The sequence below is a fragment of the uncultured Acetobacterium sp. genome, from assembly GCF_927416815.1.
In the GTDB taxonomy this organism is placed as follows: domain Bacteria; phylum Bacillota; class Clostridia; order Eubacteriales; family Eubacteriaceae; genus Acetobacterium.
Window position 1 is genome coordinate 1 of sequence record NZ_CAKMJU010000003.1, and the last position, 23,999, is coordinate 23,999.

The 23,999-nt window shown below is 40.5% G+C and carries 24 protein-coding genes; 21 read left to right on the forward strand and 3 right to left on the reverse strand.

The genetic code is table 11. The features are described 5' to 3' along the window. From QZ998_RS00330 to lysS, 15 genes are all read left to right on the forward strand, one after another. Nucleotides 1–141 (forward strand): formate--tetrahydrofolate ligase (locus QZ998_RS00330; protein WP_296557119.1); only part of this gene is annotated, 141 nt, incomplete at its 5' end. Nucleotides 142–234: 93 nt separating this feature from the next. Beyond that, nucleotides 235–894: a cyclodeaminase/cyclohydrolase family protein gene (locus QZ998_RS00335; protein WP_296557058.1), complete on the forward strand. Its 660-nt coding sequence runs from the start codon at nt 235–237 to the stop codon at nt 892–894. Between the two features lie 50 nt (nt 895–944). After that, the gene (locus QZ998_RS00340; RefSeq protein ID WP_296557060.1) at nt 945–1,850 is read left to right on the forward strand and encodes a tetrahydrofolate dehydrogenase/cyclohydrolase catalytic domain-containing protein; all 906 of its coding nucleotides are present in this window, start codon (nt 945–947) and stop codon (nt 1,848–1,850) included. Between the two features lie 28 nt (nt 1,851–1,878). Beyond that, nucleotides 1,879–3,843, forward strand: a complete 1,965-nt coding sequence (gene rsxC, locus QZ998_RS00345) for an electron transport complex subunit RsxC (RefSeq protein WP_296557061.1) — start codon at nt 1,879–1,881, stop codon at nt 3,841–3,843. A 1-nt stretch (nt 3,844) separates the two neighbouring features. Continuing rightward, nucleotides 3,845–4,453, forward strand: coding sequence for a methylenetetrahydrofolate reductase C-terminal domain-containing protein (locus QZ998_RS00350; protein ID WP_296557063.1), 609 nt, complete (start codon nt 3,845–3,847; stop codon nt 4,451–4,453). A 33-nt stretch (nt 4,454–4,486) separates the two neighbouring features. Further along, on the forward strand, nt 4,487–5,389 hold the full coding sequence (locus tag QZ998_RS00355) for a methylenetetrahydrofolate reductase (protein WP_296557064.1): 903 nt from the start codon (nt 4,487–4,489) through the stop codon (nt 5,387–5,389). A 211-nt stretch (nt 5,390–5,600) separates the two neighbouring features. Next, on the forward strand, nt 5,601–6,521 hold the full coding sequence (locus QZ998_RS00360) for an amidohydrolase family protein (RefSeq protein WP_296557066.1): 921 nt from the start codon (nt 5,601–5,603) through the stop codon (nt 6,519–6,521). Between the two features lie 146 nt (nt 6,522–6,667). After that, a complete protein-coding gene (locus tag QZ998_RS00365; protein ID WP_296557067.1) occupies nt 6,668–7,333 on the forward strand; it encodes a B12-binding domain-containing protein in 666 nt (221 codons plus the stop codon). Then, nucleotides 7,317–8,480: an ABC transporter permease gene (locus tag QZ998_RS00370; RefSeq protein WP_296557069.1), complete on the forward strand. Its 1,164-nt coding sequence runs from the start codon at nt 7,317–7,319 to the stop codon at nt 8,478–8,480. The genes QZ998_RS00365 and QZ998_RS00370 overlap by 17 nt, the downstream gene beginning before the upstream one ends. After that, nucleotides 8,473–9,162, forward strand: a complete 690-nt coding sequence (locus QZ998_RS00375) for an ABC transporter ATP-binding protein (protein WP_296557070.1) — start codon at nt 8,473–8,475, stop codon at nt 9,160–9,162. The genes QZ998_RS00370 and QZ998_RS00375 overlap by 8 nt, the downstream gene beginning before the upstream one ends. Before the next feature lie 168 nt (nt 9,163–9,330). Beyond that, complete coding sequence (locus QZ998_RS00380; RefSeq protein ID WP_296557071.1) at nt 9,331–9,963, forward strand: M15 family metallopeptidase; 633 nt, start codon at nt 9,331–9,333, stop codon at nt 9,961–9,963. Nucleotides 9,964–10,118: 155 nt separating this feature from the next. Next, a complete protein-coding gene (locus QZ998_RS00385; RefSeq protein ID WP_296557072.1) occupies nt 10,119–12,860 on the forward strand; it encodes a UPF0182 family protein in 2,742 nt (913 codons plus the stop codon). Between the two features lie 36 nt (nt 12,861–12,896). After that, complete coding sequence (gene serS / locus QZ998_RS00390) at nt 12,897–14,168, forward strand: serine--tRNA ligase (RefSeq protein WP_296557073.1); 1,272 nt, start codon at nt 12,897–12,899, stop codon at nt 14,166–14,168. 93 nt (nt 14,169–14,261) lie between these two features. Next, nucleotides 14,262–14,744 carry a transcription elongation factor GreA gene (gene greA, locus QZ998_RS00395; protein WP_296557075.1) on the forward strand — a complete coding sequence of 161 codons (483 nt, stop codon included), beginning with the start codon at nt 14,262–14,264 and terminating at the stop codon, nt 14,742–14,744. Nucleotides 14,745–14,755: 11 nt separating this feature from the next. Continuing rightward, nucleotides 14,756–16,222 carry a lysine--tRNA ligase gene (lysS, locus tag QZ998_RS00400; RefSeq protein ID WP_296557077.1) on the forward strand — a complete coding sequence of 489 codons (1,467 nt, stop codon included), beginning with the start codon at nt 14,756–14,758 and terminating at the stop codon, nt 16,220–16,222. A gap of 870 nt (nt 16,223–17,092) precedes the next feature. On the opposite strand, the gene QZ998_RS00405 is transcribed toward lysS, so the two are convergent. Beyond that, nucleotides 17,093–17,728 carry a CoA pyrophosphatase gene (locus QZ998_RS00405; RefSeq protein ID WP_296557080.1) on the reverse strand — a complete coding sequence of 212 codons (636 nt, stop codon included), beginning with the start codon at nt 17,726–17,728 and terminating at the stop codon, nt 17,093–17,095. A 215-nt stretch (nt 17,729–17,943) separates the two neighbouring features. Here QZ998_RS00405 and QZ998_RS00410 point away from each other — a divergent pair, with 215 nt between their 5' ends. Next, the gene (locus tag QZ998_RS00410; RefSeq protein WP_296557082.1) at nt 17,944–18,306 is read left to right on the forward strand and encodes a PadR family transcriptional regulator; all 363 of its coding nucleotides are present in this window, start codon (nt 17,944–17,946) and stop codon (nt 18,304–18,306) included. Next, a complete protein-coding gene (locus QZ998_RS00415) occupies nt 18,294–19,649 on the forward strand; it encodes a permease prefix domain 1-containing protein (RefSeq protein ID WP_296557085.1) in 1,356 nt (451 codons plus the stop codon). The genes QZ998_RS00410 and QZ998_RS00415 overlap by 13 nt, the downstream gene beginning before the upstream one ends. A 99-nt stretch (nt 19,650–19,748) precedes the next feature. On the opposite strand, the gene QZ998_RS00420 is transcribed toward QZ998_RS00415, so the two are convergent. After that, entirely contained in the window at nt 19,749–20,249 is a 501-nt protein-coding gene (locus QZ998_RS00420; protein ID WP_296557088.1) for a leucine-rich repeat domain-containing protein, read from the reverse strand. A gap of 265 nt (nt 20,250–20,514) precedes the next feature. Between QZ998_RS00420 and QZ998_RS00425 the strand changes: the two genes are divergently transcribed. From QZ998_RS00425 to QZ998_RS00440, 4 genes are all read left to right on the forward strand, one after another. Next, nucleotides 20,515–20,883, forward strand: coding sequence for a GntR family transcriptional regulator (locus QZ998_RS00425; protein ID WP_296557090.1), 369 nt, complete (start codon nt 20,515–20,517; stop codon nt 20,881–20,883). Beyond that, the gene (locus tag QZ998_RS00430; protein ID WP_296557092.1) at nt 20,880–21,734 is read left to right on the forward strand and encodes an ABC transporter ATP-binding protein; all 855 of its coding nucleotides are present in this window, start codon (nt 20,880–20,882) and stop codon (nt 21,732–21,734) included. Before QZ998_RS00425 ends, QZ998_RS00430 begins: the two co-directional genes overlap by 4 nt. 4 nt (nt 21,735–21,738) lie before the next feature. After that, nucleotides 21,739–22,503 carry a hypothetical protein gene (locus QZ998_RS00435; protein WP_296557094.1) on the forward strand — a complete coding sequence of 255 codons (765 nt, stop codon included), beginning with the start codon at nt 21,739–21,741 and terminating at the stop codon, nt 22,501–22,503. Between the two features lie 148 nt (nt 22,504–22,651). Then, on the forward strand, nt 22,652–23,614 hold the full coding sequence (locus QZ998_RS00440; RefSeq protein ID WP_296557098.1) for a GIY-YIG nuclease family protein: 963 nt from the start codon (nt 22,652–22,654) through the stop codon (nt 23,612–23,614). A 234-nt stretch (nt 23,615–23,848) separates the two neighbouring features. Here QZ998_RS00440 and QZ998_RS00445 read toward each other — a convergent pair whose 3' ends face one another. After that, the gene (locus QZ998_RS00445) at nt 23,849–23,992 is read right to left on the reverse strand and encodes a hypothetical protein (protein WP_296557103.1); all 144 of its coding nucleotides are present in this window, start codon (nt 23,990–23,992) and stop codon (nt 23,849–23,851) included. Nucleotides 23,993–23,999 lie beyond the last annotated feature (7 nt).

Here is a 23,999-nt window from a genome sequence, read left to right on the forward strand (position 1 = left end):
CGTCAATTGACAATCTCAGCAGGTGCTGGTTTTATCATTGCCTTAACTGGCGAAATCATGAAAATGCCTGGTCTGCCTAAAGTACCGGCAGCAGAAAAAATTGATGTTGATGATAACGGCGTAATTGCTGGTTTATTCTAGAAAAAAATATTTATACTGAAAGGGTTCTGCGGAACCCTTTCAGTACAGTTAGTTTGTTAAATAATATACAAAAGAATGAAGTGGAGTTAGCTTATGGAATTTGATGCAGTCGGAACCGATCAGGGTTCTATCTCAGAAAAAAAATGTACCGAATTTGTTGAAGCCCTGTACAGCAAAGCAGCTGTTCCAGGTGGTGGCGGTGCAGCCGCTTTAGTTGGTGCCGTCGGAACGGCTTTAGCCGGGATGGTTGGCAATCTAACAACCGGAAAGAAAAAATATGCCGAATTCGAAGACGATATTCAGCGTATTTTAAAAGATTCACTGGTACTACAGGATCGTCTACTCGCTATGATTGATGAAGATGCAAAAAACTTTTTGCCTTTAGCAAAAGCTTATGGCCTTCCCAAAGAAACCGAAGCAGAAAAAGCATACAAAGAAAAAACATTAGAAGAGTGTACCAAGGTTGCTTGCAGCATTCCTCTTGAAATTGTTGAGGTCTGTTACAAAGCTGTTTTAATACAGGAAGAATTAGTGGGTAAAGGTTCGGCCTTAGCTATTAGTGATGTCGCCTGTGGGGTACAATGTTTAAGAGCGGCAATGATCAGTGGCTGGGTAAATGTTTTAATTAACATTAAAACCATTAAAGATCAGGACTATGTAGCAGACGTGAATAACAGAATCAAGCCAATGTTAGAAAAAGGCATAGAAATCTGTGATCGCGTTTATGCGGAAGTCGAAAAACAACTTTCATAATATTTATTAAAAATGTTTAAAAATTTTGAATCAAGAGGAGTATTATAACTATGGCAGCAAAATTATTAAGTGGAAAAGAAGTAAGCGAATCAGTATTGGCTCAAGTACTAAAGGACGCAAATGAATTAAAGGACAAAGGCATCCAGGTAAAAATGGCGATTATGCGAGTTGGCGAAGATGCCGGATCTATTTCTTACGAAAAAAGCATTATCACCAGAATGGGAAAATCAAATATCGAAGTTGAATCTGTTCAGTTTCCAATTGAAGTAACTGAAGCTGATTTCATTGCCAAACTTGAAGCAATCAATGCTGACAAAAACATTCATTCCGTGTTAATCTTCCAACCACTTCCAGATCAAATTGATGCTGAAAAAATCAAATATCTGTTAAGCCCTGAAAAAGATCCTGATGCTCTTAACCCAACAAACCTGGGTAAACTGATGATCGCAGATGAAAGAGGATTTTTCCCATGTACCGCTGAAGGCGTTATGGAAATGTTCAAGTTCTATAATATCGATGTTAAGGGTAAAGACGTTGTTGTTATTAATAACTCTAACGTATTAGGAAAACCACTGACAATTATGCTGACAAATGAATTTGCGACTGTAACCATGTGTCACGTTCATACAAAAGATACAGCTTCATTCACTAAAAAAGCGGATATCGTTGTAACAGCATGTGGTATCTATGGTTTAGTAAAAGCTGACATGTTAAGCGAAGATTGTATTTTAATCGACGTTGCGATGTCTCAGATGAAAGATGAAAACAAAGAATTTGTATTAAACGAAGAAGGCAAAAAAATTCGTGCCGGCGATGCTCATGTTGACTGTTTAGACAAGGTTGCAATGATTACTTCAGCAACTCCTGGATGCGGCGGCGGAACTGGCCCAATCACAACAGCATTACTGGCAGCACATGTCATTAAAGCATGTAAGATGCAAAGCGGATTACTATAGATTTCGAAAAATCAAAGGAGGTATACAATTGGAGGATTACACGAAGTTTAAACTGAAAAGAAAGGAAGAGCTTGATGCAGTTCTGGCAGACAAGAACAATTTGTTTGTTGTCGCTTGTAACAAGTGCTTTAAGGAACTCGATAGCTTTGACGAGCCGGAGTGCGGTTTGTTTGAAGAGATTGCCAAAGAACAAGGCAAGACGATCGTCGGCTCAGCTCAAATCGATTTTCTGTGCAACGAACCGTTGACATCGAAAAGCTTTGAAGGGCTTCTTCCAGCAGAAACTGAAAATGTATTTGTTATTTCATGTGGTCTGGGTATTCAGACAATTGCAGGATTGGCTGAAATCCCAGTATATGCTGGCAGCGACACCCTCGTCGTTGATGGCCAACATGGAATGGCATTGACAACTACCTTATGCGACGCATGTGGACAGTGCTATCTGAACCTGACCGGCGGGATCTGCCCAATTGTTGACTGTTCAAAGAGCTTATTGAACGGCCAATGTGGCGGCGCCAAGAATGGTAAATGCGAAGTTGACAAGGATATGGATTGCGGATGGCAGCTCATCTACAATCGTTTAGAAAAACAAGGTCGTTTACAAGAGTTATTGAACCAACCTGTGGAACTTCGGGACTATACCAAAGTGAATCACAAGTTTGTCAGTGAATATGTTAAATCAGTTCGGGAAGAACGTTATGAAGGCTACTATGGCGGAATCCATCCAACTGAATGGAAAGAGCTAAGCGAGCACAGTTCATTGGTTCGTTTCCCAGAACCAGTAAATGTCGTGATTCCAATGTCACAGCATGCTGGTGCACCGGCTGAACCGATCGTAAAAGTTGGACAGCAGGTAAAAATGGGTCAGAAAATTGCTGACGCCCAAGGCGTCGTCAGTAGTGCCCTTCACGCCAGTGTCAGTGGTACCGTTGTTGCTGTTGAACCGCGACTGCATCCAATTAGCGGTCTCGAAGCATTAGCTGTTGTCATTCAATCAGACGGCAAAAATACCCTCGACGAGTCGGTAAAACCGGCTGGCGAACTGGATAAATTATCAGCAGACGAAATCATTGAAATTGTCCGTGAAAAAGGCGTTGTCGGCATGGGTGGAGCTGGATTCCCAACTGCTGTTAAGCTTAAATCACCTAAACCAATTGAACTGATTTTACTTAACGCTTGCGAATGCGAACCAATTCTGACAGCCGATCACCAGGTTTTACTGGAGTATGCCGATGAAGTTATTTATGGTTTAAAAGCGATGATGAAAGCGTCTGGCGCACCAAAAGGCGTTATCGCCATTGAAGACAATAAGCTAGATGCCGTTGAATTACTGCAGGCAAAAACAGCCGATATCGAAAACATCGAAATCGTTGTTGCAAAAACCAAATACCCACAAGGGGCTGAAAAAATGCTCATTAAACGGGTTATGGGTAAGTCTGTACCAAGTGGTGGTCTGCCAATGGACGTTGGCGCAATCGTATGTAATGTTAGTACCGCTAAAGCTGTTTCAGATGCAATCCAGATCGGTATGCCGCTAATTGAGCGCGTTGTGACTGTCAGTGGTAATCGCATCAACAAGCCTGGCAATTACTTAGTCAAGGTTGGTACCTCGGTTAAAGAAATCGTCAGCCATTGCGGCGATGTAATCGGCGATGATGTTACCGTCAAAATTGGTGGACCAATGATGGGCTTTGCTCAGGCGAACCTCAATGTTCCGATGCTGAAATGTTCTAATGGTATTATCGCGGTTGAAACGATCGTTAAAGAAGCTGTAGAATGTATCAAGTGTGGACGTTGTGCTGATGTCTGTCCAATGGAACTGCGTCCGCTGTATTTCACGAAATATGCATTATCGGAAGACTGGGAAGGCATGAAAACACAAAATACCATGGATTGTATTGAATGTGGATGCTGTGAATATATCTGTTCATCAAAAATTCCAATTGTTGAACGAATTAAAATCGGAAAAACTGCCATAAGGGAGGGTAAATAATATGCTGATTACCCAACTAAAATCACAAGAAACAATTGAAGCGCTGGCGCAAGGAAAAACTGTGATCATCAACTGTCACGGCTGCAAAGAAGTCTATTTCGCAGAACACGAAGCGGATGCCCTGCAAAAAGACCTAAACGGCGTGACTCAGATCATCACATCAGATTACATCTGTAATCCTGATAATTTAAAACTGCAATTGCAGAAACATACCGATGTCATCAATGCCGCTGATACCATTCTGGTATTTTCCTGTGGCGTAGGGATTCAGACTGTTGCTGCTCAATTTGAAGGCAAGAAAGTCTTTTCCTGCTGCGATACCTATCCATTACCAGGATTCCAGGGTGTTACACCACTGAATGTTGATTGTGGACAATGTGGCGAATGCTATCTCAATGGTACTGGTGGAATCTGTCCAATTACCGCATGTTCAAAAAGTTTGATTAACGGCCAATGTGGCGGTGCCAAAGAAGGCATGTGTGAAGTTGATAAGAATATGGAATGCGGATGGGAACGAATTTACCGAAAATTGGAGAAACTGAATAAACTGGATAACATGAAATATGATGCACCAAAAGTGCGGAATTATCACAATCCAAACGCAGAATAACCAATAATTTAAGAAGATTAGGAGTAATTATAAATGAGAATAACTGAGTTGTTTCAACGTGGCGAGTTTGTATTAACTGCAGAAGTGGGACCTCCAAAAGGGGTTGAACTTGACCACCTGATTAAAGATGCCCATGAGTATTTGAAAACCCGGGTTCATGCATTGAATGTAACGGATAACCAATCCTCGGTTATGCGAACCGGTTCACTAGCAACATGTAAGGTATTAAAAGATGAGGGACTACTTCCAATCTTTCAAATCACCTGTCGTGACCGAAATCGTATTGCTTTACAGTCAGATGTATTAAGTGCTGCATTACTGGGCATTGAGAATTTATTATTATTAACTGGCGATTACACCACACTTGGTGATCACCCACAAGCAAAACCTGTTTTTGACTTGGATTCAGTGTCACTGATTCATGCCGTAAAACGTATCGAAGAAGGCTTCGACATTGCTGGCAATGCCATTGATGGCGCTCCTCCAAAATTTGCTAAAGGCGCTGTTGTATCACCATGTAGTGACTCTGTCGATGTCCAATTGGCAAAAATGGAAGCAAAAGTAAAAGCTGGATGTGAATATTTCCAAACCCAAGGTGTTTATGAACCAGAAAAATTCATCAAATTCATGGAACAAGCAAAACAATTTGGCGTGCCAGTTCAACTTGGACTGATCATTCCTAAAAATGTCGGCATGTGCCGTTATATGAATGCTAACGTAGCTGGCGTTCATGTTCCGGATGAAATGATTGCAGAACTGCAAGCTGATAAAGAAAAAACAAAAGCTGGCGATACTGGCGTTGAAATCTGTGCTCGTCTGATCAAAGAATGTAAAGACTATGCTCAGGGCGTTCATATCATGTCATTAGGTTGGGAAAATAGAATTCCAGAAATTCTTGATATGGCTGGGATTGCTCCAATAACACCTGTCGTTTAATAAACAGAAATATAAAAAAATGCCGGCAGGTCGGAAATTTTAAAATGCTCCTCTTAGAGTGGACAGTTTATGCGAGTAAACTGTTCATTTTAAGGAGGACAGTTTATTAAATTAGACTGTTCATCTGACGGAGATGTTTTTAATTTAAGGATAAAAAGCGGCAAAAAATTAAAAGGCAGCAGATTTATAGATTGGTAGTAAGGTGAAAACAGTGCTTGAAATAGACTCGAACGGGTTTAGAACAGCTCATCAGGCTGGCGTAATCAAAAATAACATGCTGATCGACTGTCATGTTCATTGTGGTTTGGGTCAATTCAGAGGATTGAAACGGTCTGAAATTGAGGATGACTTAGCAGTTGAAGCAATGAAAAACCTTATCCAAAGCTATCATATTAAAGGGGTACAGGCAATCCGTGATGGAGGGGATGGTTCAGGAATTGGAATAATTCTCAGAGATATTTCAAAAGATTCCGATCTTATTTTTAAGACACCGATCCACGCCTTATATAAAAAAGGTCATTACGGAGATTTTTTAGGAGATTCTGTCGATGATGTAAAAGACGGTATCAAAAAAATGAATCGACTCATTAAACAAAAACCGGATTTTATTAAGATCATACTCACTGGTATCATGAGTTTTACGACATTTGGTACTTCCGGTGCGGTAGGGTTTTCTAAGAGTGAATGCACGGAGATGATTGATCATGCTCATCAAAAGGGCTTATCAGTCATGGTTCACGCCAATACACCAGAGGGTATTATGATCGCTTTGACATCTGGGGCAGATACCATTGAGCACGGCTATGGGATAAATGATGACTGTCTTCATGCGATGCGTGAATGCGGAGTCGTTTGGGTACCGACGCTGGCACCCTTTGCCAATATAGCCAGATGTGATGCTGGGAGCCCGATGAAAGAATACCAAGAAGTATCGGAAGCTTATTTTAGACAACATCAGTTAATGGTAAAAAAAGCAGCTGCAATGGGTGTGAACATTGCATTAGGTAGTGACTCAGGAGCGACGATGGTCCCCCTGGGACAAGGCACTTTAGATGAGCTTGGTTTTTTACTCGACTGTGGATTGACAAAAGAAATATTGGAAAGTATTGGAAAATGGGTTATTGACCTCTAATCGTATACTTACGTGAAAGAATCCCTGTAATTAATAATTACAGGGATTCTTTCACGTAAGTTGAACGTTTAAAAAGTGAGCTTGTTATTCTTTTAATTCCTTGGGTATAAAATAACGATAACCAATATAAAATGGATGGTGTGCCTATGTTATATGAAAAATTCGTGGAGTGTCTGGAGAATGATGATAAAGCCAATGCAGTGCGAATTGCTTTGGATGCCCTGGAGACCGGGAAGGTCGGAATTGTTGAGTTATACACAGAATTATTAATGCCGGTGCAAAATAAAATGGAGTTGGAAGAGCGCCTCGAATCGGTGGCAATCTGGAAAGAACATTTTAGAACCTCGGTGGTTCGAACAGTAATGGAATACTGTTATCCTCGGGTGGTCAATGAAGGCTTACGTAATAGCTTTAAAAAGGGCAGGAAAAAAATCGTGGTATTTTGTCCAGCTGAGGAATACCATGATATTGGCGCCCGTATGATTGCTGATTTTTTCACCCTATGCGGACATCAGGTCTATTTTTTAGGTGGCAATACGCCACCGGAAGCGCTGATGCAAGCAATGGTTCGGTTACGGCCAGAAGTTATTGCGATGGGCGTTAGTAATTATTTCAATTTAATTGCTGCCAGAAGAACTATCGAAGATGTCCGCAAAATTCTGGGTAAGAACATCTACGTCATTTTAGGTGGGGCAGCCTTTAAAGATAACTTAGCGGTGGTCAAAGAAATTGGCGGAGATTTTTATATCGACAGCTACGATGTGGTGGCAAGAGTATCAGAAGGGTGGGAAATTAATGAAACTGGCATTTGATATTGCCCTTCGATTTTTAAAATCCAGCAAGGGACAAACTGCTCTCATCGTGTTAGGGATTGCCATTGGGGTGTCGGTGCAGATATTTATTGGTTCGCTAATAACCGGTCTCCAAAAAAGTCTGGTTGATAAAACTGTTGGAAGCGCTCCTCAGATTACCGTTTCTTCCAAAGTAGACGGTGATTTTATTTTAGACGCTCAGGCAAAAATTAAGACCATTAAAGCGGCCAATCCTGACGAAATTATAAATCTTGTGGCGGTTACCCAGGGTCCGGCAATCTTAAAAACCGCGAATGACTCAACCACGATTGTGATTAGAGGCTTCGACTGGGATGCGGCCGAGGGCATCTATAAAATCACTGATCGATTAGTCAAAGGAAAGTTGGGGACAAGTGAAAATGAAGTCATCATCGGGAAGGAACTGTCTGACAATCTGAGTGTAAAAATCGGCGATACAATTGAAATGATAACCCCAAAGGGAAACACTGGAGAATTTTTAGTAACCGGTTTATTTGATTTGCAGGTTCGGTCATTAAATGAATCATGGATTCTGACTGATGAAGCGTCGGTGCAGACATTTTTAGAAACTGGCACTGGCGTGTCTCAAATTGAAATGCAAGTGAAAGATGTTTTTGCCGCAGATGCAGTTGCGCTGACTGTTGAAAAGCGATTAAAAGATGACAGCTTAGTTGTGACCAACTGGAAAGATGAAAATGAAGCGCTGCTATCCGGTTTGACCGGTCAAACCGCTTCAAGCCTGATGATTCAGGTTTTTGTGCTGATATCTGTGGTCTTGGGTATCGCTAGTGTATTGGCTATCAGTGTCGTGCAGAAGTCCAGACAGATCGGGATATTAAAGGCGATGGGAATGCATAACCCCAAAGCCAGTCTGGTTTTTCTATTTCAAGGATTTCTGCTCGGTATTTTGGGTGCATTTGTCGGTATTGGTTTAGGAATAGGCCTAAGTTGGTCATTTGCCACCTTTGTCACCAATCCTGATGGGTCATCCTTGGTACCCTTTTTCATTGACTGGTATTTCATCGGCATTTCAGCGGGAATTGCTATCGCGGCTTCGACGCTGGCGGCTCTGATACCGGCCATTCGCGTATCTCAATTGGATCCCATGGAGGTAATCAAAAATGGATAATTTTGTGGTTGAAGTTAAAGGGGTATCAAAGGTTTATGGAAAGACGATTAAAACAGTCGCCCTGCATGAACTCAATCTGGGATTTAAAACGGGTTCTTTTAATGCCATCATCGGCGAATCAGGCAGTGGTAAAAGTACCCTCCTCAATATCCTGGGAACGCTTGATCGCCCAACTAAGGGGGAAGTGATTGTTAACGGCGTATCGACCAGAAACATGTCAAAGGGACGTTTGAGTGATTTGCGAAACGAAACCCTCGGTTTTGTTTTCCAGTTTCATTATCTGTTGCCGGAGTTTACCGCCCTCGAAAATGTGCTAATGCCATACCGGATAGCTAATGGTAAAGCGAATAAAAAAAGTCAGGCAAGAGCAAAGGAAATACTAAGTCTGGTAGGACTTGAAAAGGTCGAGAATAATTTAGCGACAAATATGTCTGGTGGGCAACAGCAACGGACTGCTATTGCCAGAGCATTGATGAATCAGCCGAAAATCATTCTAGCTGATGAACCCACCGGTAATTTGGATTCCCAGACCACCGATAGTATCTATCAGCTTTTTCGAAAAATCAATCAGGAACTGGGAACCACGTTTATCATCATTACCCATGATCGCCGGGTTGCCGAAAAAGCAGATCGAATTATCGAAATTTTAGATGGCCGCATTGCTTTGGATATCGTAAAATAATTTAGACCTACAACCTTTCCTAGACGACCATATTATTTAGCTATATATAAAATTGGAAGATTATTGACTGCTTTCATTGATTTTGATAATTATTACTGGTAATCCTAGCAATCATCGTATAAAATAGGGAAATAGATAATTAACAAGCTTGATACTAGGGGAAAATCAATGAAGAGAATTATGATTGTACGTCCCAATGACTTTGTCGATGTTTCCGTGGAAATACCAGGAATCATTACGGACGTAAAATATTTTACAGGAGATAACTTTGTCGGTAAACAAATTGATGGTTACCAAGCGCCTCGGATTTTATTAACTGAAAAAGCAACAATCGCACTGGAGCGCGTGCAAAAACAACTCCTGAGTGAAGGATTTGGTTTAAAGATTTTTGATGGATATCGACCCAAGCGGGCGGTGGATCATTTTGTGCGCTGGGGAAAGCTTGAAGAGGATGGGAAAACCAAAAGCATCTACTATCCCGAGATGACGCGACAGGAAGTTTTCGACGGTGGCTTTATCGCTTCGGAATCATCCCATACCCGCGGCAGCACAGTAGATCTGACGGTGGTTAATATCGAAACCGGTTTTGATATTGATATGGGTGGAATATTTGATTTTTTTTCCAAGGTTTCTTATAGCGATTATGACCACCTTACCCTGGAACAAAGTAAGAACCGGGTTCAGCTCCGTTATCTGATGCGTTCAGAGGGGTTTGAGCCGTTGCAGCAGGAGTGGTGGCACTTTACCCTGTCAGAAGAGCCCTACCCCGAAACTTATTTTGACTTTCCGATTCAAGACTAAGCGATTTTTTGTTTTTAGTGGTAGCAAAAAAAAGCAAGCGGTTTTAATTAGCTTGTTTTGATTAAAAATCCAATTTCTTAATGAATTGTCAAATAAATGTGATATAATGATAGAATTAGTGAAAAATATGATACGATCAGGAAAGAAGTGAAGAAATGAGAAAAAGAAATAAAACACTCTTAATTGGACTGGGGGTGTTATTGGTTATTTTTGCTGTACTATTATCGCTGAACCAATTTTATATTGATTACCTCTGGTTTGTCGAAATGGGATATACGCAAATTTTCTTTAAAGAGCTGGTGACGAAAACACAAATCGGTATTCCCATCTTTATTGGGCTATTACTGGTGTTGTTTTTTTATTTAAAGTTGCTCAATCGCATTTCGGCAAGATATATTGGAAGTGTTCAGAAAGCGACCAAAAAACAAAACATCCTTGCGATTGCAATTAGTGGTTTCGTGGCGTTTATGCTGACAATTTTTATTGCGGATCGGCTTTGGTACCAAATACTGGAATTTGTCAATCAGACTCAATTTAATCTGACAGACCCGATTTTCGATCAGGATCTGGCTCTTTATTTTTTTGGATTGCCATTGTACCAGGAAGTCTTTTCTATTTTTATTGGTTTCTTTGCGGTCATTGTCGTATTAACATTTTTGTATACGGCTTATATCCTTTATCAGGGTAAGAAGATCGAATTTAGCCAGGAACAAGACCTTGAATCGATTAAAGATAATGCCAAGGGGATACTAAAATCCTATCTTGAGATTGCATCGAAACAGATCGGCATTTTTTTAGGAGTGCTTTTTTTAATCCTCTCGATTGGCAGCTTTTTAGAAGCTTTTCAATTGCTCTACTCTAACGCAGGAATTGTTTATGGCGCCGGCGCAGCAGACATTGATATCGGGCTGAAGGTGATCATCGCTAAAGGTTTTTTATGTCTGATTCTGGCGGTTACGTCGATATTTGCCGGTTTTAAGAAAAAATACATTTACATGGGTGCCGGCCCGGTTCTTTTCGTCGTTGTGGTGGTTTTGGGCGGAGCCGCCCAGGGTATCTATGAATCGCTGGTCGTTGTGCCTAACCAATTTATAAAAGAGGAACAGTACATTGCCAATAATATTGACTACACCCAACACGCCTATGATTTGGCCAATATCGAAATCAGAGAGTTTTCAGGAACTCAGGAAATTACGGCTGAGGATATTAAAGAAAATCAAATTACCATTGACAATATACCCATTAACGATCAAATTCCAACCCAGGAAATGTATAATTCACTACAGGGAATTCGTAACTACTATCAGTTTTATGATATCGATGTCGATCGATATTTTGTCAACGGTGTCTATACCCAGGTGTTCCTGGGTACCCGCGAAATGAACAATAGCTTACTGCCCGACGAAGCAAAAACCTGGGTCAATCAACATTTGAAGTATACCCACGGTTTTGGTGTGGCAGTATCGCCAGTTAATAAAACCAATAATGTCGGACAGCCGGCTCTAATCGTCAAAGATATTCCACCGGTTACGGATGTCAGTGAGCTGATCATCGACGAACCGCGGATATATTTTGGCGAAAATCACTACGACTATGTGGTTACAAATTGTACCACCGCCGAATTTGATTATCCCCAGGGCAATGATAACCAGGAGGTGACCTATACCGGAACAGCAGGGATACAGATGTCATTTATCAATAAATTGGCATTTGCGCTTTATCATGGGTCGTCAGAACTGCTATTGGCAAATGAAATTACTGATGAGAGCAGGATGCATATCAATCGCAATATTTCAGAACGGGTTTCAACCATTGCACCGTTTTTAAGTTATGACAGCGATCCCTACATGGTAATCTCAGAAGGTCGTTTGTATTGGATAATTGATGCTTTCACTACCAGTGATCGCTACCCTTATTCACAACCCTTTGACGATGCTGGTAATAATTATGTCCGCAATTCGGTAAAAGTGGTTGTTGATGCTTATAATGGGGATGTAACCTTCTACAAGGTTGAGGATGAGCCGGTACTAGAAACCTACAGTAAAATATTTCCCGGATTTTTAAAAGATCTTTCCGAAATGCCGGAAGGAATCAGAGCGCATCTGCGGTATTCAAAAACGATGTTTGATATTCAGTCGGATATTTATAAAACCTATCATATGTCAAACCCCCGAGTTTTCTATAATAAAGAAGATCAATGGGAAACTGCAACCCAGTTTTATGAATCCGAGAAAACCGAGGTGCCAGTAGAATCAGCTTACACGATTATGAAATTGCCAGATCGGGAAGCAGAATTTATGCTGACAGTGCCATTTACCCCTAAAGACAAGGATAATATGATTGCCTGGCTGGCTGGCGTGTCGGATGGCCCCGGTTATGGGCAGCTGATTCTGTATGAATTTCCCAAGCAGCAATTGGTTTATGGGCCGATGCAGATCGAACAGCGGATTGATCAGGACACCATTATTTCACCACAGCTAACGCTTTTAGGTCAGCAGGGGTCACGGGTTCTGCGGGGAAATCTGATGTCGATACCGATCGAAAATGCGATTATCTATGTTGAACCAATCTACATTCAAGCAGCTGGCGGAGAAAATAATTTGCCGGAATTAAAAAAGGTCGTGGTATGTTACCAAAATCAGATTGTCATGGCTGATTCTCTGGACTTGGCGTTAGCGCAGGTTTTTGAGATCGAGGCATCGCCGAGCAGTACCACACCGGCTCAAGGTTCGGGGAGTACATCAACCCAGGCAGAATTAGTGGCAAAGGCTAATAATCTGTTCAAAGAATCACAAGAAGCTCAAAAAGCTGGTAATTGGGCGGGATATGGTCAGAAAATAAATGAGTTGGAGCAGGTTTTGGCTCAGCTAACGCAAATATCTGGAGTAACTCAGTAGAATAAGATCATAAGTATTTAAATGCAGGAGGAAAAAATGCTCGATATAAAGCGCATCAGAGAAAATCAAGAAGAAGTTCAGGCCGGTTTAGACAAACGCGGTCAATACGATTTAAGTGTTGTTACCACCTTAGATGAAAAACGCCGGGAAACATTGGTTCAGGTTGAAGAAATGAAGAGTCGGCAAAATGTGGTGACTAAACAGATTCCGGTTTTAAAGAAAGAAAATAAGGATTGCACTGAGATTTTTGCAGAAATGAAGGAATTGTCAAACAAGATTAAGGATCTCGATGCAGCAGTCAAAACAATCGATGATGAGATAAAAATTCAGTTACTTAATTTTCCGAATGTTCCCAACCCTCAGGTTAAGGTGGGGAAAGACGATAGCGACAATCTGGAAATCAGAAAATGGGGCGAACCGCGAAGCTTTGATTTCGAGATCAAAGCCCATTGGGATATTGGTGTCGATCTGGATATCCTGGATTTTGAGCGGGCGGTCAAAATCACCGGCGCCCGATTCAGTATGTTTAAAGGCGAGGGGGCGCGTTTACAGCGGGCTTTGATTAACTTTATGCTGTACACCCACTGCGAAGAACATCATTATACCGAAATCTCCCCACCATTTATGGTCAATCGGGAAAGTATGACCGGTACTGGACAGTTGCCAAAATTTGAAGAAGACGCCTTCCATTTACCCAGCAAGGACTTTTTTCTGATACCAACCGCAGAAGTACCAGTAACCAATATCTATCGCGATGAGATACTAGGAGAAGAAGAATTACCCAAGTACTTTACTGCCTATACCCCCTGTTTTAGACAGGAAGCCGGGTCAGCCGGTCGTGATACGCGGGGATTAATTCGCAATCATCAGTTTGATAAGGTCGAGATGGTTAAATTTGTCCATCCGGATCGGTCTTATGAAGAGCTCGAATCATTAACAAATAATGCCGAGCGGATCTTACAATTACTGGGGATTCCCTACCGGGTGGTTGAATTATGTACTGGCGATCTAGGCTTTAGTTCCGCTAAAACCTACGATATTGAAGTATGGATGCCAAGTTACAACCGCTACGTTGAAATCAGTTCCTGTTCAAATTTTGAAGATTACCAGGCCAGACGGGCAAACATCCGCTTTAGAGACGGAGAAACTATGAAAACCCGGTTCTTACATACCCTCAATGGTTCAGGGCTGGCGGTGGGCAGAACCTTTGCCGCAATTTTAGAAAACTACCAGCAAGCTGATGGATCAGTTATGGTTCCGGAAAAACTGGTGCATCACATGTGGGGAAAAACCGTTATTGGCAAGTAAACCAATTAAATAATGACAATATAATAAATTTAAAATAAATAAATGAATGACACCTGTGATTAAGAATGACAATCGTGTCAGATGGAGGAAAAAATGAACGCAAATGGAAAAGAATTAGTGATAACCGAAGAAGGTTTTAATAACATAAAAAAGGAACTGGAGTATTTAAAAACAGTCAAGCGCCACGAGGTTGCGGATCGCATTAAGACCGCCCGGGAATTTGGTGATTTAAGTGAAAATGCCGAGTATGATGAAGCTAAAAATGAACAGGGGTTTGTTGAAGGCCGAATTTCGGAGTTGGAACACAAGCTGAAAATAGCAGTTGTTATTGTTGACAAAGATATCCATACGGAAGACGTTGGCGTTGGCAGTATCGTTAAAATTAAAAACCCATTATTGGACTTTGAAGCCGAATATAAAATTGTTGGATCGGCTGAATCTGATCCCAAGAATAACCGCATTTCCAATGAGTCTCCGATTGGGTCTGCGCTGCTTGGAGCCAAGGTAGGCGATACGGTAAAGGTTCAAATTCCTGACGGTGAAGCAGCATATCAAATTTTAGAAATACGTAGATAGGGGAGCAGACATTGACAACAGAAAACCTTAGTGAACTTCTAGAGATTAGAAGAGATAAATTAAAAAAATTACAAGACGCAGGGAAGAATCCCTTTGAAAATACCAGTTATAGTGTCAGCGCTCACGCAAAAAAAGTTGAAGCATCTTTCGATGAATATGAAGAAAAAGAAGTGACCATGGCAGGACGGATCATGTCTAAACGAGGACAGGGAAAAGTTTCTTTTTACGATCTTCAGGACTCTACTGGAAGAATTCAGTTATTTCTGAAAAAAGACGCCCTGGTTGATATGTATGACGAAATTAAAACCTATGACATCGGGGATATCGTTGGCGTTAAAGGGGAAATTTTCAAAACAAAAATGGGTCAGATCTCGGTCAGAGTTTCGGAACTGACACTGCTGAGCAAATCCTTACAAATTCTGCCGGAAAAATATCATGGTCTAAAAGATATGGAATTGCGTTATCGGCAGCGTTATGTTGATTTGATTGTAAATCCCGAAGTAAAGGATGTTTTTCAAAAACGATCGCTGATTATGCGAAAGGTACGGGAGTTTTATGATTCGCGTGATTTTATCGAAGTAGAAACGCCAGTTCTTTCAAATTTGGCTGGCGGTGCCAATGCCAGACCTTTTATGACTCACCATAATGCTCTGGATATCACGCTATACTGTCGAATTGCCCTGGAACTGCCGCTTAAACGATTAATTGTTGGTGGGTTTGATAAGGTTTATGAAATGAGTCGTGTGTTCAGAAACGAAGGCATGGACGCTACCCATAACCCTGAATTCACATTGTTAGAATCCTACGAGGCATATGCGAACTATGATGATCTGATGAAAATGATCGAAGAGCTCTATAGTTATCTGGCCGAGGAAGTCAATAAATCAGAAACCGTTATTTACGGCGATAAGGAAATCAGTTTGGCAGCACCATTTAAACGGGCCAGAATGGTTGATTTGGTTAAAGAACATACCAATGTGGATTTTGATGTGATGACAGATCTCGATGTTGCCCGGGCTGCTGCAAAAGAACTGCATGTGGATGTGGACGGGAAAAACAGTATCGGTGAAATTATGGCCGAAGTCTTTGACGAATTTGTTGAAGATAAACTGATTCAACCAACCTTTGTGACCATGCATCCAGTTGAAATTTCACCACTGGCCAAGAAAGATCCCAAAGACCCACGCTACACGGAGCGATTTGAACTTTATATAAACGGTGCTGAATGTGCCAACGCCTTCTCCGAACTCAATGATCCCATTGATCAGAAAGAGCGGTTTATGTCTCAGGTACAGAAGAAAACAGATGGTGATGATGAAGCCCATCCATTCGATGCCGACTTTATCAATGCCCTGGAAGTGGGTTTGCCACCTACTGGTGGTTTAGGAATCGGAATTGATCGACTGGTGATGCTATTCACCAATCAGCATAGTATCAGAGACGTTATTCTTTTCCCGACAATGAAGCCGATCGACTAACAAATTAATGGACAAGGAGCTCAGAATCTTAAAATTCTGAGCTCCTTTAATTCATAAGAAAAAGATTGGTTTTCAAAATAAAATGTTTAAACAGTAATTATAAGGGAATATAATTAAAACCTGTCGGAATAATAGTTAAATTCTGTCCTTGAAACCAAACAATTAACAGATACCAGGGTCTTTTGACTAAAACCAAAGAAAAATAAAAAAACTTTTAGAAAAGCGTTGACAAGAAGGAACAAAGAGCGTATACTAATGAAGTTGTCTCGTAACAGAGGCGGCGGACATTGGGCTGAAGCATTGAAATGAACTTGGAATTAACGCAAAAGAATTTCAAAAAACAGCTTGACAACATCGGGAAATGACGATATAATAGAAAAGCTTCTTCGGTCGGAAACGATTGCAGAACGGCGGTCATAGAAAAGAGAATAGTACCATAAAACCTGTAAAACAGCCGAAACATCCGCAAGGATGAATGATGGCTAAAATAGAAACAGAGAGATGTACTCTTTAAAACATTAACTCGGCAGAGGATAAAGTGCACTCGGTAGAGTGCACTTTATCCTCTACCGAGTTAATGTTTTAAAGAGTGCATCTCTCTGTTTCTATTTTAGCCTCCGTCACCCTTGCGGATGTTTTGGCTGTTTTACAGGTTTTATGGTACTATTCTCTTTTCTATGACCGCCGCCTCGCAACCGTTTCCGACTGAAGAAGCTTTTCTATTATATCGTCGTTCCTCTTGGTTGTCAAGCTGTTTTTTGAAATTCTTTTAAGTTGTTTTCAGTGTTGTTCTGTTTTCGTCATCGCTGTTTTTGACGACTTTGTTAGTATAAAGACTTTTCAACTCTTTGTCAACTAGTTTTTTAATTCTCAATCTATTTTTCTATAAAACCCCTCTAATAAATGATATCTCTGAATCAATTCTACAGCTGACTCAACAATACCTGCTGTCATCCCCCAGATCACATCGCCATGATAGGTATAAAAATTTATCTCATAGGTTCCCTTAAACCAAGGGTAGTTCTTTCCGCCGGGAATACACTCGTAGGGAAAATCGTTAGGTTGTTCGTGACTCAAAAGGTTGAGATATTTTTTGGGTTTATGCTCCTGAAAATAATGCACCGGCGCTGTAAAAACCGCGCTAACTTCTTCACGGCCGAAACTATATTGATAGTCGCGAAGAATTGCAATAAATGGGTGAATGATAAAATTAAACGGCGATATGAACAGATCACCGGGTCCCAGTATTTCAATTTGCTCACGATCAACAAGCAGTTCTTCGATGGTTTCGCGGATTGCAGCTGCCATCGGAGTTTCGCCATTTTCCAACCGCCCTCCCGGAAAACAAATTTCTCCCGGCTGACGATTTAATGTCGCTGCGCGTTTTTCAAAAAGAAATGCCGGCCCTTCTTCGGTTTCCACCATCACTACCAGTACCGCATATTGACTGAAATTTCTTTCACCAATCATCCCCGGTCGTCGGTTGAAAAAATCTTCTCGTTCCAATTTGTCCTACCTCAACTATCTATTTAAACTATGCTCAAATTACGACCACGTTACCAATTCTCCATTTTCATTGTTCAACGCATTCTATTCTAACATAGAATACTAGTCTTGAAAATTAACACCAACAAAAATAATTATAGAAATAACTTGCGCTACCTAGTAGTTCTATGTATAATGCAACCATACCTAAGAGATCTATGTAGTGGAGGTTACCCATGAATGTATCAAAGGATTTAATTGCGGCCTCGGCAACGCCTTTAATATTATCAATATTAAAGGAGAGTGACAGTTACGGCTATGCGATTATCAAAAAGGTTAAAGTATTAACTGACGACGAACTTGTCTGGTCCGAGGGGATGCTTTATCCCGTGCTCCATCGTCTTGAAGAAAAGAACTTCATTGAGTCTTATTGGAATGATTCTGAGGGCAAACGCAAACGAAAGTATTATAAACTTAAAGAGGAAGGAATGATTGAACTGGAAGAACAAAAGAAACAATGGAATATTATCCATACCGCACTTTCAAAAACCTGGTTTGAAATAACGAATAAGGAGGATTCCTGGCCATGTTTGATCTAGAAAAAAACGTCCGTGCCTGGAGTGACTGCCTACGAAGTCAGGGTCACTTCAAAGAAACCGACATTACTGAATTGGAATGCCATTTGCACGATGAAATCGACGATCTGATTCACGCTGGATTATCGGAACAAGAAGCTTTTTTAATCAGTGTGAAACGTTTTGGTGATACCCATTCGGTATCCCGGGAATATTCAAAAATAAATACTGAAAACCTCTGGAAGCAATTGCTGTTAGAACCCGAACCCACCGGAATTTCAAGTGAAAATCAACGCACTATCGGGCTGGTCATTCTGTTCTCGTTTCTGGCTGGCACTTTATTTAAAATTCCAGAACTTTTAGGCTACAGCTTCAATGACCCCCAATACCAAATCTTTTACTTTAAAAATTTGAGCTTTTTCATCCTGCCATTGATTGCTTTGTTCTTTCTATATAAAAACAAATCCAATCTAAAAATGGTTGCCATGATTTTAGGTATTTTCGCAGCTGCAGCGGTCTTGATCAATGTTTATCCTTCGCATCCGCCAAACAATACCGAATTGTTGACCGCCTTACATCTGCCATTATTTTTATGGTTGATCACCGGGATTGCTTATATCGGTTCAGATTGGCGCAGTAGCCAGGGACGGATGAATTTTATTCGATTCACCGGTGAATCCGTGATTTACGGCACCCTTATTTTCTGTGGCCTCATCGTTTTGGCGATTTTTACCCAGGCGATTTTTTTCGCCATTCAAATTGATGCCAGCTGGTTTATTCAAAATTACCTAATTGTTTATGGCGCTGCTGCCGTCGCCATGATCACGGTCTATCTGGTTGAAACTAAGAAAAGCGTGGTCGAAAATTTTGCTCCGATTCTGGCAAAAATATTCAGTCCGCTTTTTCTAATTATCATGATTGCCTTTCTGGTTGTTCTGATCTTTTCGGGGCAGAGTCCGTTCCTGGAAAGGGATTACCTGATCGCCTTTGATTTTATGCTGGCGTTAGTTCTCGGCCTGGTTCTTTACACCATTTCCGCCCGCAACCCCTACGCTAAAAACCGCCTTTTCGACTATCTGAATCTGGCTCTGATCCTTGCAGCGATGATCATCGACGTGATCGCCTTATCGGCCATACTGATGCGATTATCAACCTTTGGGATAACACCGAATAAGCTGGCCGCGCTGGGGGAAAATCTGATTCTGCTATTTAATCTGGGCGCCTTAGCCTGGCTGTATTGCCGCTTTTTCTTTAAGAAGATTGACTTTATCAAAATCGAAGTCTGGCAGACTTCCTATCTCTATGTTTATGCCATTTGGTTTGCAAGTGTTGCCTTCATTTTCCCAGTTGTTTTTGGTTTTAATTAAACAGCTGAGCAATTTCAACAACTTGAGCTATCTTGTATCTGTCGCAAATCTAAAAGAATCCCATCAAATTTGACGGGATTCTTTTTAATGATTTAATCCTTATTTTCGATGCAGCACGACTTTCGAACATCCTTCAAATGCCTTATCACTGATTTCTTCGATGCTGTCCGGTAAATAGACATCAGTTAGATTTACACAATCTTTGAATGCCCAGGCCAGTATCTTCTTGGTTCCCTCATTTATTTTTACTGTTTTTAGCTGATTACACTCATTAAATGTAAAAGCAGCGATCCGTTCTACCGTTCCTGGGACATCAATTTCCTCAATACCACATCGGGTCATCGCATATTGCCAGAAATCTTTGAGCTTTGCCGGCAGCTTGACCTGTTTCAGATTTTCACAGCCATCAAAAACAAAACCGCCAATCTCAATGACGCTATCTGGAAATTCTACCCGAACCAATTCTTTGTTGCCCTTAAATATATCATCCCCAACAATTAGAATGTTTTTGTCGGCCGGAATGATCGCCTCTTCCCCTGATCCTTTTCCTTCCATCAGGCACATCCCAAAATCTTGTGTTTTATAATAATATTCGTACATTAACTTCTTCCCTCTTCATTTTTCTATAAATTTTAACTTGCTGCCCATATCACAATAAACCGTTATCAGTGTCAAGGCGGATTGCTTCCTTTTGTGAGTATAGCATAAAAAGGTTTTAAAAAAAATCACTAATCCGGATTTACCTGCTTAAATAGTCTGCTTCCTTTTTAAAATTAGTATTGACAACAAAAGTAAGCTGTTTTATAATAGCACTATAGTTAGTTGGTCAACTAACTAACTAATCTTCTCGAAAGGGGGTGTCCCTTTGCAAATAAATTTCGAAGATGAACGCCCGATTTTTGTTCAAATTGCCGATGGCATCGAAGATGCCATCTTAACTGGAGCCTTTGAGGAAAGCGGTCAGATTCCATCAATCACGGAATTATCAGTCAGTTATAAGATTAATCCGGCTACGGCGCTTAAGGGCATCTCAATCTTGGTTGACGACGGTATTATTTTTAAAAAGCGGGGTGTCGGTATGTTTGTCGCTCCTGGTGCTGTTTCAAGACTGCGCGACAAACGCAAAGAACTATTTTTTGATCATTATATTAAAAAACTTATCGAAGAAGCAAAAAAACTAGGTATTACCCATGAAGAAATTCTGGGAATGGTAGAAAGAGGTTACACGGAATGAACGGAATACAAATAAATGATGTGACGAAAACATTTGGCGATACATTAGCCTTAAATCAGGTAAGCCTGACTTTTGAGCCCGACAAAATACACGGATTACTGGGGCGAAACGGTGCTGGAAAATCAACCCTGTTAAATATTATCACTAATCGACTCTTTGCCGACAATGGCACTGTCACAATCGATGGTCTATCCGGCACTGAAAATGACCATGCCCAGGGGATGATCTATCTGATGTCAGAAAAAAATCTTTATCCCGAGAGCATGACCTGTAATGAAGCCTTTAAATGGACGAAACAATTTTTCAAAGATTTTGATTTGGATTATGCCCTGAACTTAGCAAGACAATTCAAACTCGATCCCAAGAAAAAAATTCAGTCGTTGTCGACTGGTTACAACTCAATTTTTAAAATCATCACTGCTCTTTCTGTCAATACACCTTATGTCTTGTTTGACGAACCCGTGTTGGGATTAGATGCCAATCACCGGGAAATGTTTTATCGATTGTTGATTGAAAAGTATAGCAATAATTCCTTCACTGCGATTATCTCTACTCATTTAATCGAAGAAATTGCCAATCTTCTCGAGTACGTCATCATTATCAAAAACGGAGAAATTCTAGTGAACGAATCCTGCGAATCCTTATTAAGCAAAGGTTATTCTGTTACCGGTACAATCAATCAAGTCGACACCTTCGTTAAAGACAAGGAAGTCATTGGCGAAGATGTTCTAGGCGGATTAAAAACCGCCACTGTAATTGGATCAATTAACAAAAGCACGCTGCCCGATGGCATTGAAATTGCCAACCTGGATTTGCAAAAATTATTCATCAAACTAACTAACGAGGAGTAAGGTAATGAAACAAAATACAATTTACAAATATCAGCTCTTGGATCACCGAAACGGCGTTTTAATCTTCTGTGCGATCATCCTGGCGATTATCATTTTTATACCGGCTCAAATCACCTATTCTGAGGCACTGTCGAAGTCTTATGAATCGACCCGAATTGCGGGTATTGATATGGCTTCAGCCGTATTTCTTTTCATTTGTGGTCTGGTCTCTTTTAAGGAGTGTTTTCTGTTTGCACTACAAAACGGAATCTCCCGAAAATCATTGTTTAAAACCCGGCTCTATGTCACCGTAACGTTAGCTGTGACTCTGGCCTTGTTTTCACTGTTTTTGTTAACCTTGGGAGCGTTTATCGAAGCTTCATCGACTGGTATTTCCTATTCCAGCTTGTTGAGCATGATCTATCCCGCCACCGGAATACTTCAATCCAGTGGTCCATTTGAATATCTTAACAACTTTCTTTTTCTGACGGTTCTTCTTACTGCCGCACAAGCACTCGGCTATTTGATTACCGTAGCACTATATCGGATGAATAGAAAACAGAAAATCACTTATATTGTTGGTTTTTATATCTTATTCTTTGTGATTTTACCGGTCATTGATATGTTCATATCTGGTCAGATTTCAACTATCCTGCTAAAATTTTTAGATCTATCGATGGGCATTTCTGCTCAGAACCCTTTTATTGGAATGTTCTCATTGACAATCTTCGCAATCATCGTAACTGGATCAACCTGGGTGCTTATCAGAAATGCCGAGGTTAAGAATTAATAAAAGGAAATAAATAGCCCTAATCGTCCAAAATAGCAGGACAGTTAGGGCTATTATTGTGTTATTGTATAAGTATTACATAAGTACAGTATGATATAAAAACCTTGCAGCAATAAATTTTGATAACCAAGATATGGAAACTGAAACGATGAGCGATTTAAAGCAAAAAGTAAACCAGATACCCGCGCTTCCAGGTGTTTATAAGATGTTGGATTCCAGCGGTCAAATTATTTATGTCGGAAAAAGCAAATGTCTGAAGAAAAGAGTGCAATCTTATTTCACTAAATCTCCTAAGCAACCAAAGATTGAAAGAATGATTTTTTTGATTGACGATATTGAGTATATTGTCACCGACACCCATTTAGAAGCCCGGCTACTGGAATGTCAGTTGATCAAGGCGATCAAACCTTATTTCAATTCGCAAATGAAAAATGACAGACGCTATTTCTATCTGAAAATTACTAATTCAGGCCACACGAAGGGATTATCGATTGTACCGGAGCGAGAAGCTCATAGCTTTGGACCATTTCGAAGAAAACAAACCATCCAATCATTGATCGAGCTGCTGACCCACCTCTTTCCAATTGTTCAAGATAATAACAATTTTGACTTTCACTATCATATACTGCCCGAGCATATGAGCCCGGAAGATTTTCAAAGAAACAGACAGACTTTAATTCGGATTTTCTCAGAAGACGCCGAACTAATCGGTTTAATTAAGCAATTGAAAATCTGCATGAATAAGGAGTCTGCCCAATATCATTATGAACGCGCAACCACATACCGGGACATGATTAACGGATTGGCCTATGTTTATCATGTTATCCATGATTATAGACGCCTTTTGACAAAAGATATCCTTTTAAAGATACCAGTTGGCGACGGAGACAAACTCTTTTATATTTCAAAGAGTAAAATAATATTAAAAAAATATTTTCCAACCCTTTCACAGACTGAAATTGATGCCTTTTTAAATGCAGGTTTGAAGTTAAAATCTGGATTTGTATTCGACTGTGATGAAAAAGCTGAAGTCGATTTTCAAAATATCCTCTTTTCTGAAATCCAAGCCCTCCCGGATGACTGGATTTTAAAACAAATCAATTCGCAGTAATCCAATTCGCAAAATAACTTTGGGTCTAACTTTACAACGTCTGCCTTAACGGATCATATCAAAAAACCAGAAGTTCCTGCTTATCGCAAAATTGGACTAGTGATTTAGAATGAGAAAATCGCTTCGCTGGCGGTTAAGCGATTTCTAGATTACCTACCTATTGAAATAAATTGTAAAAATAAGAAGTCCAGCAAAGAGAAAATCTCAAATCTGGCTTCTTCTTTTTCAATCCCTTTAAAACTCTTCGCTTTCTTTTTCTTCGATAGTTCTTAGCGCTTCTCTCAAGACATCCTTGATCCGCTCCTCTTTGTGGTTAGGAATAGTAATTACCTCATCAAGGGCATCAATGATGATTCGAATTTTATCTTCTTTACTCATTTTCATT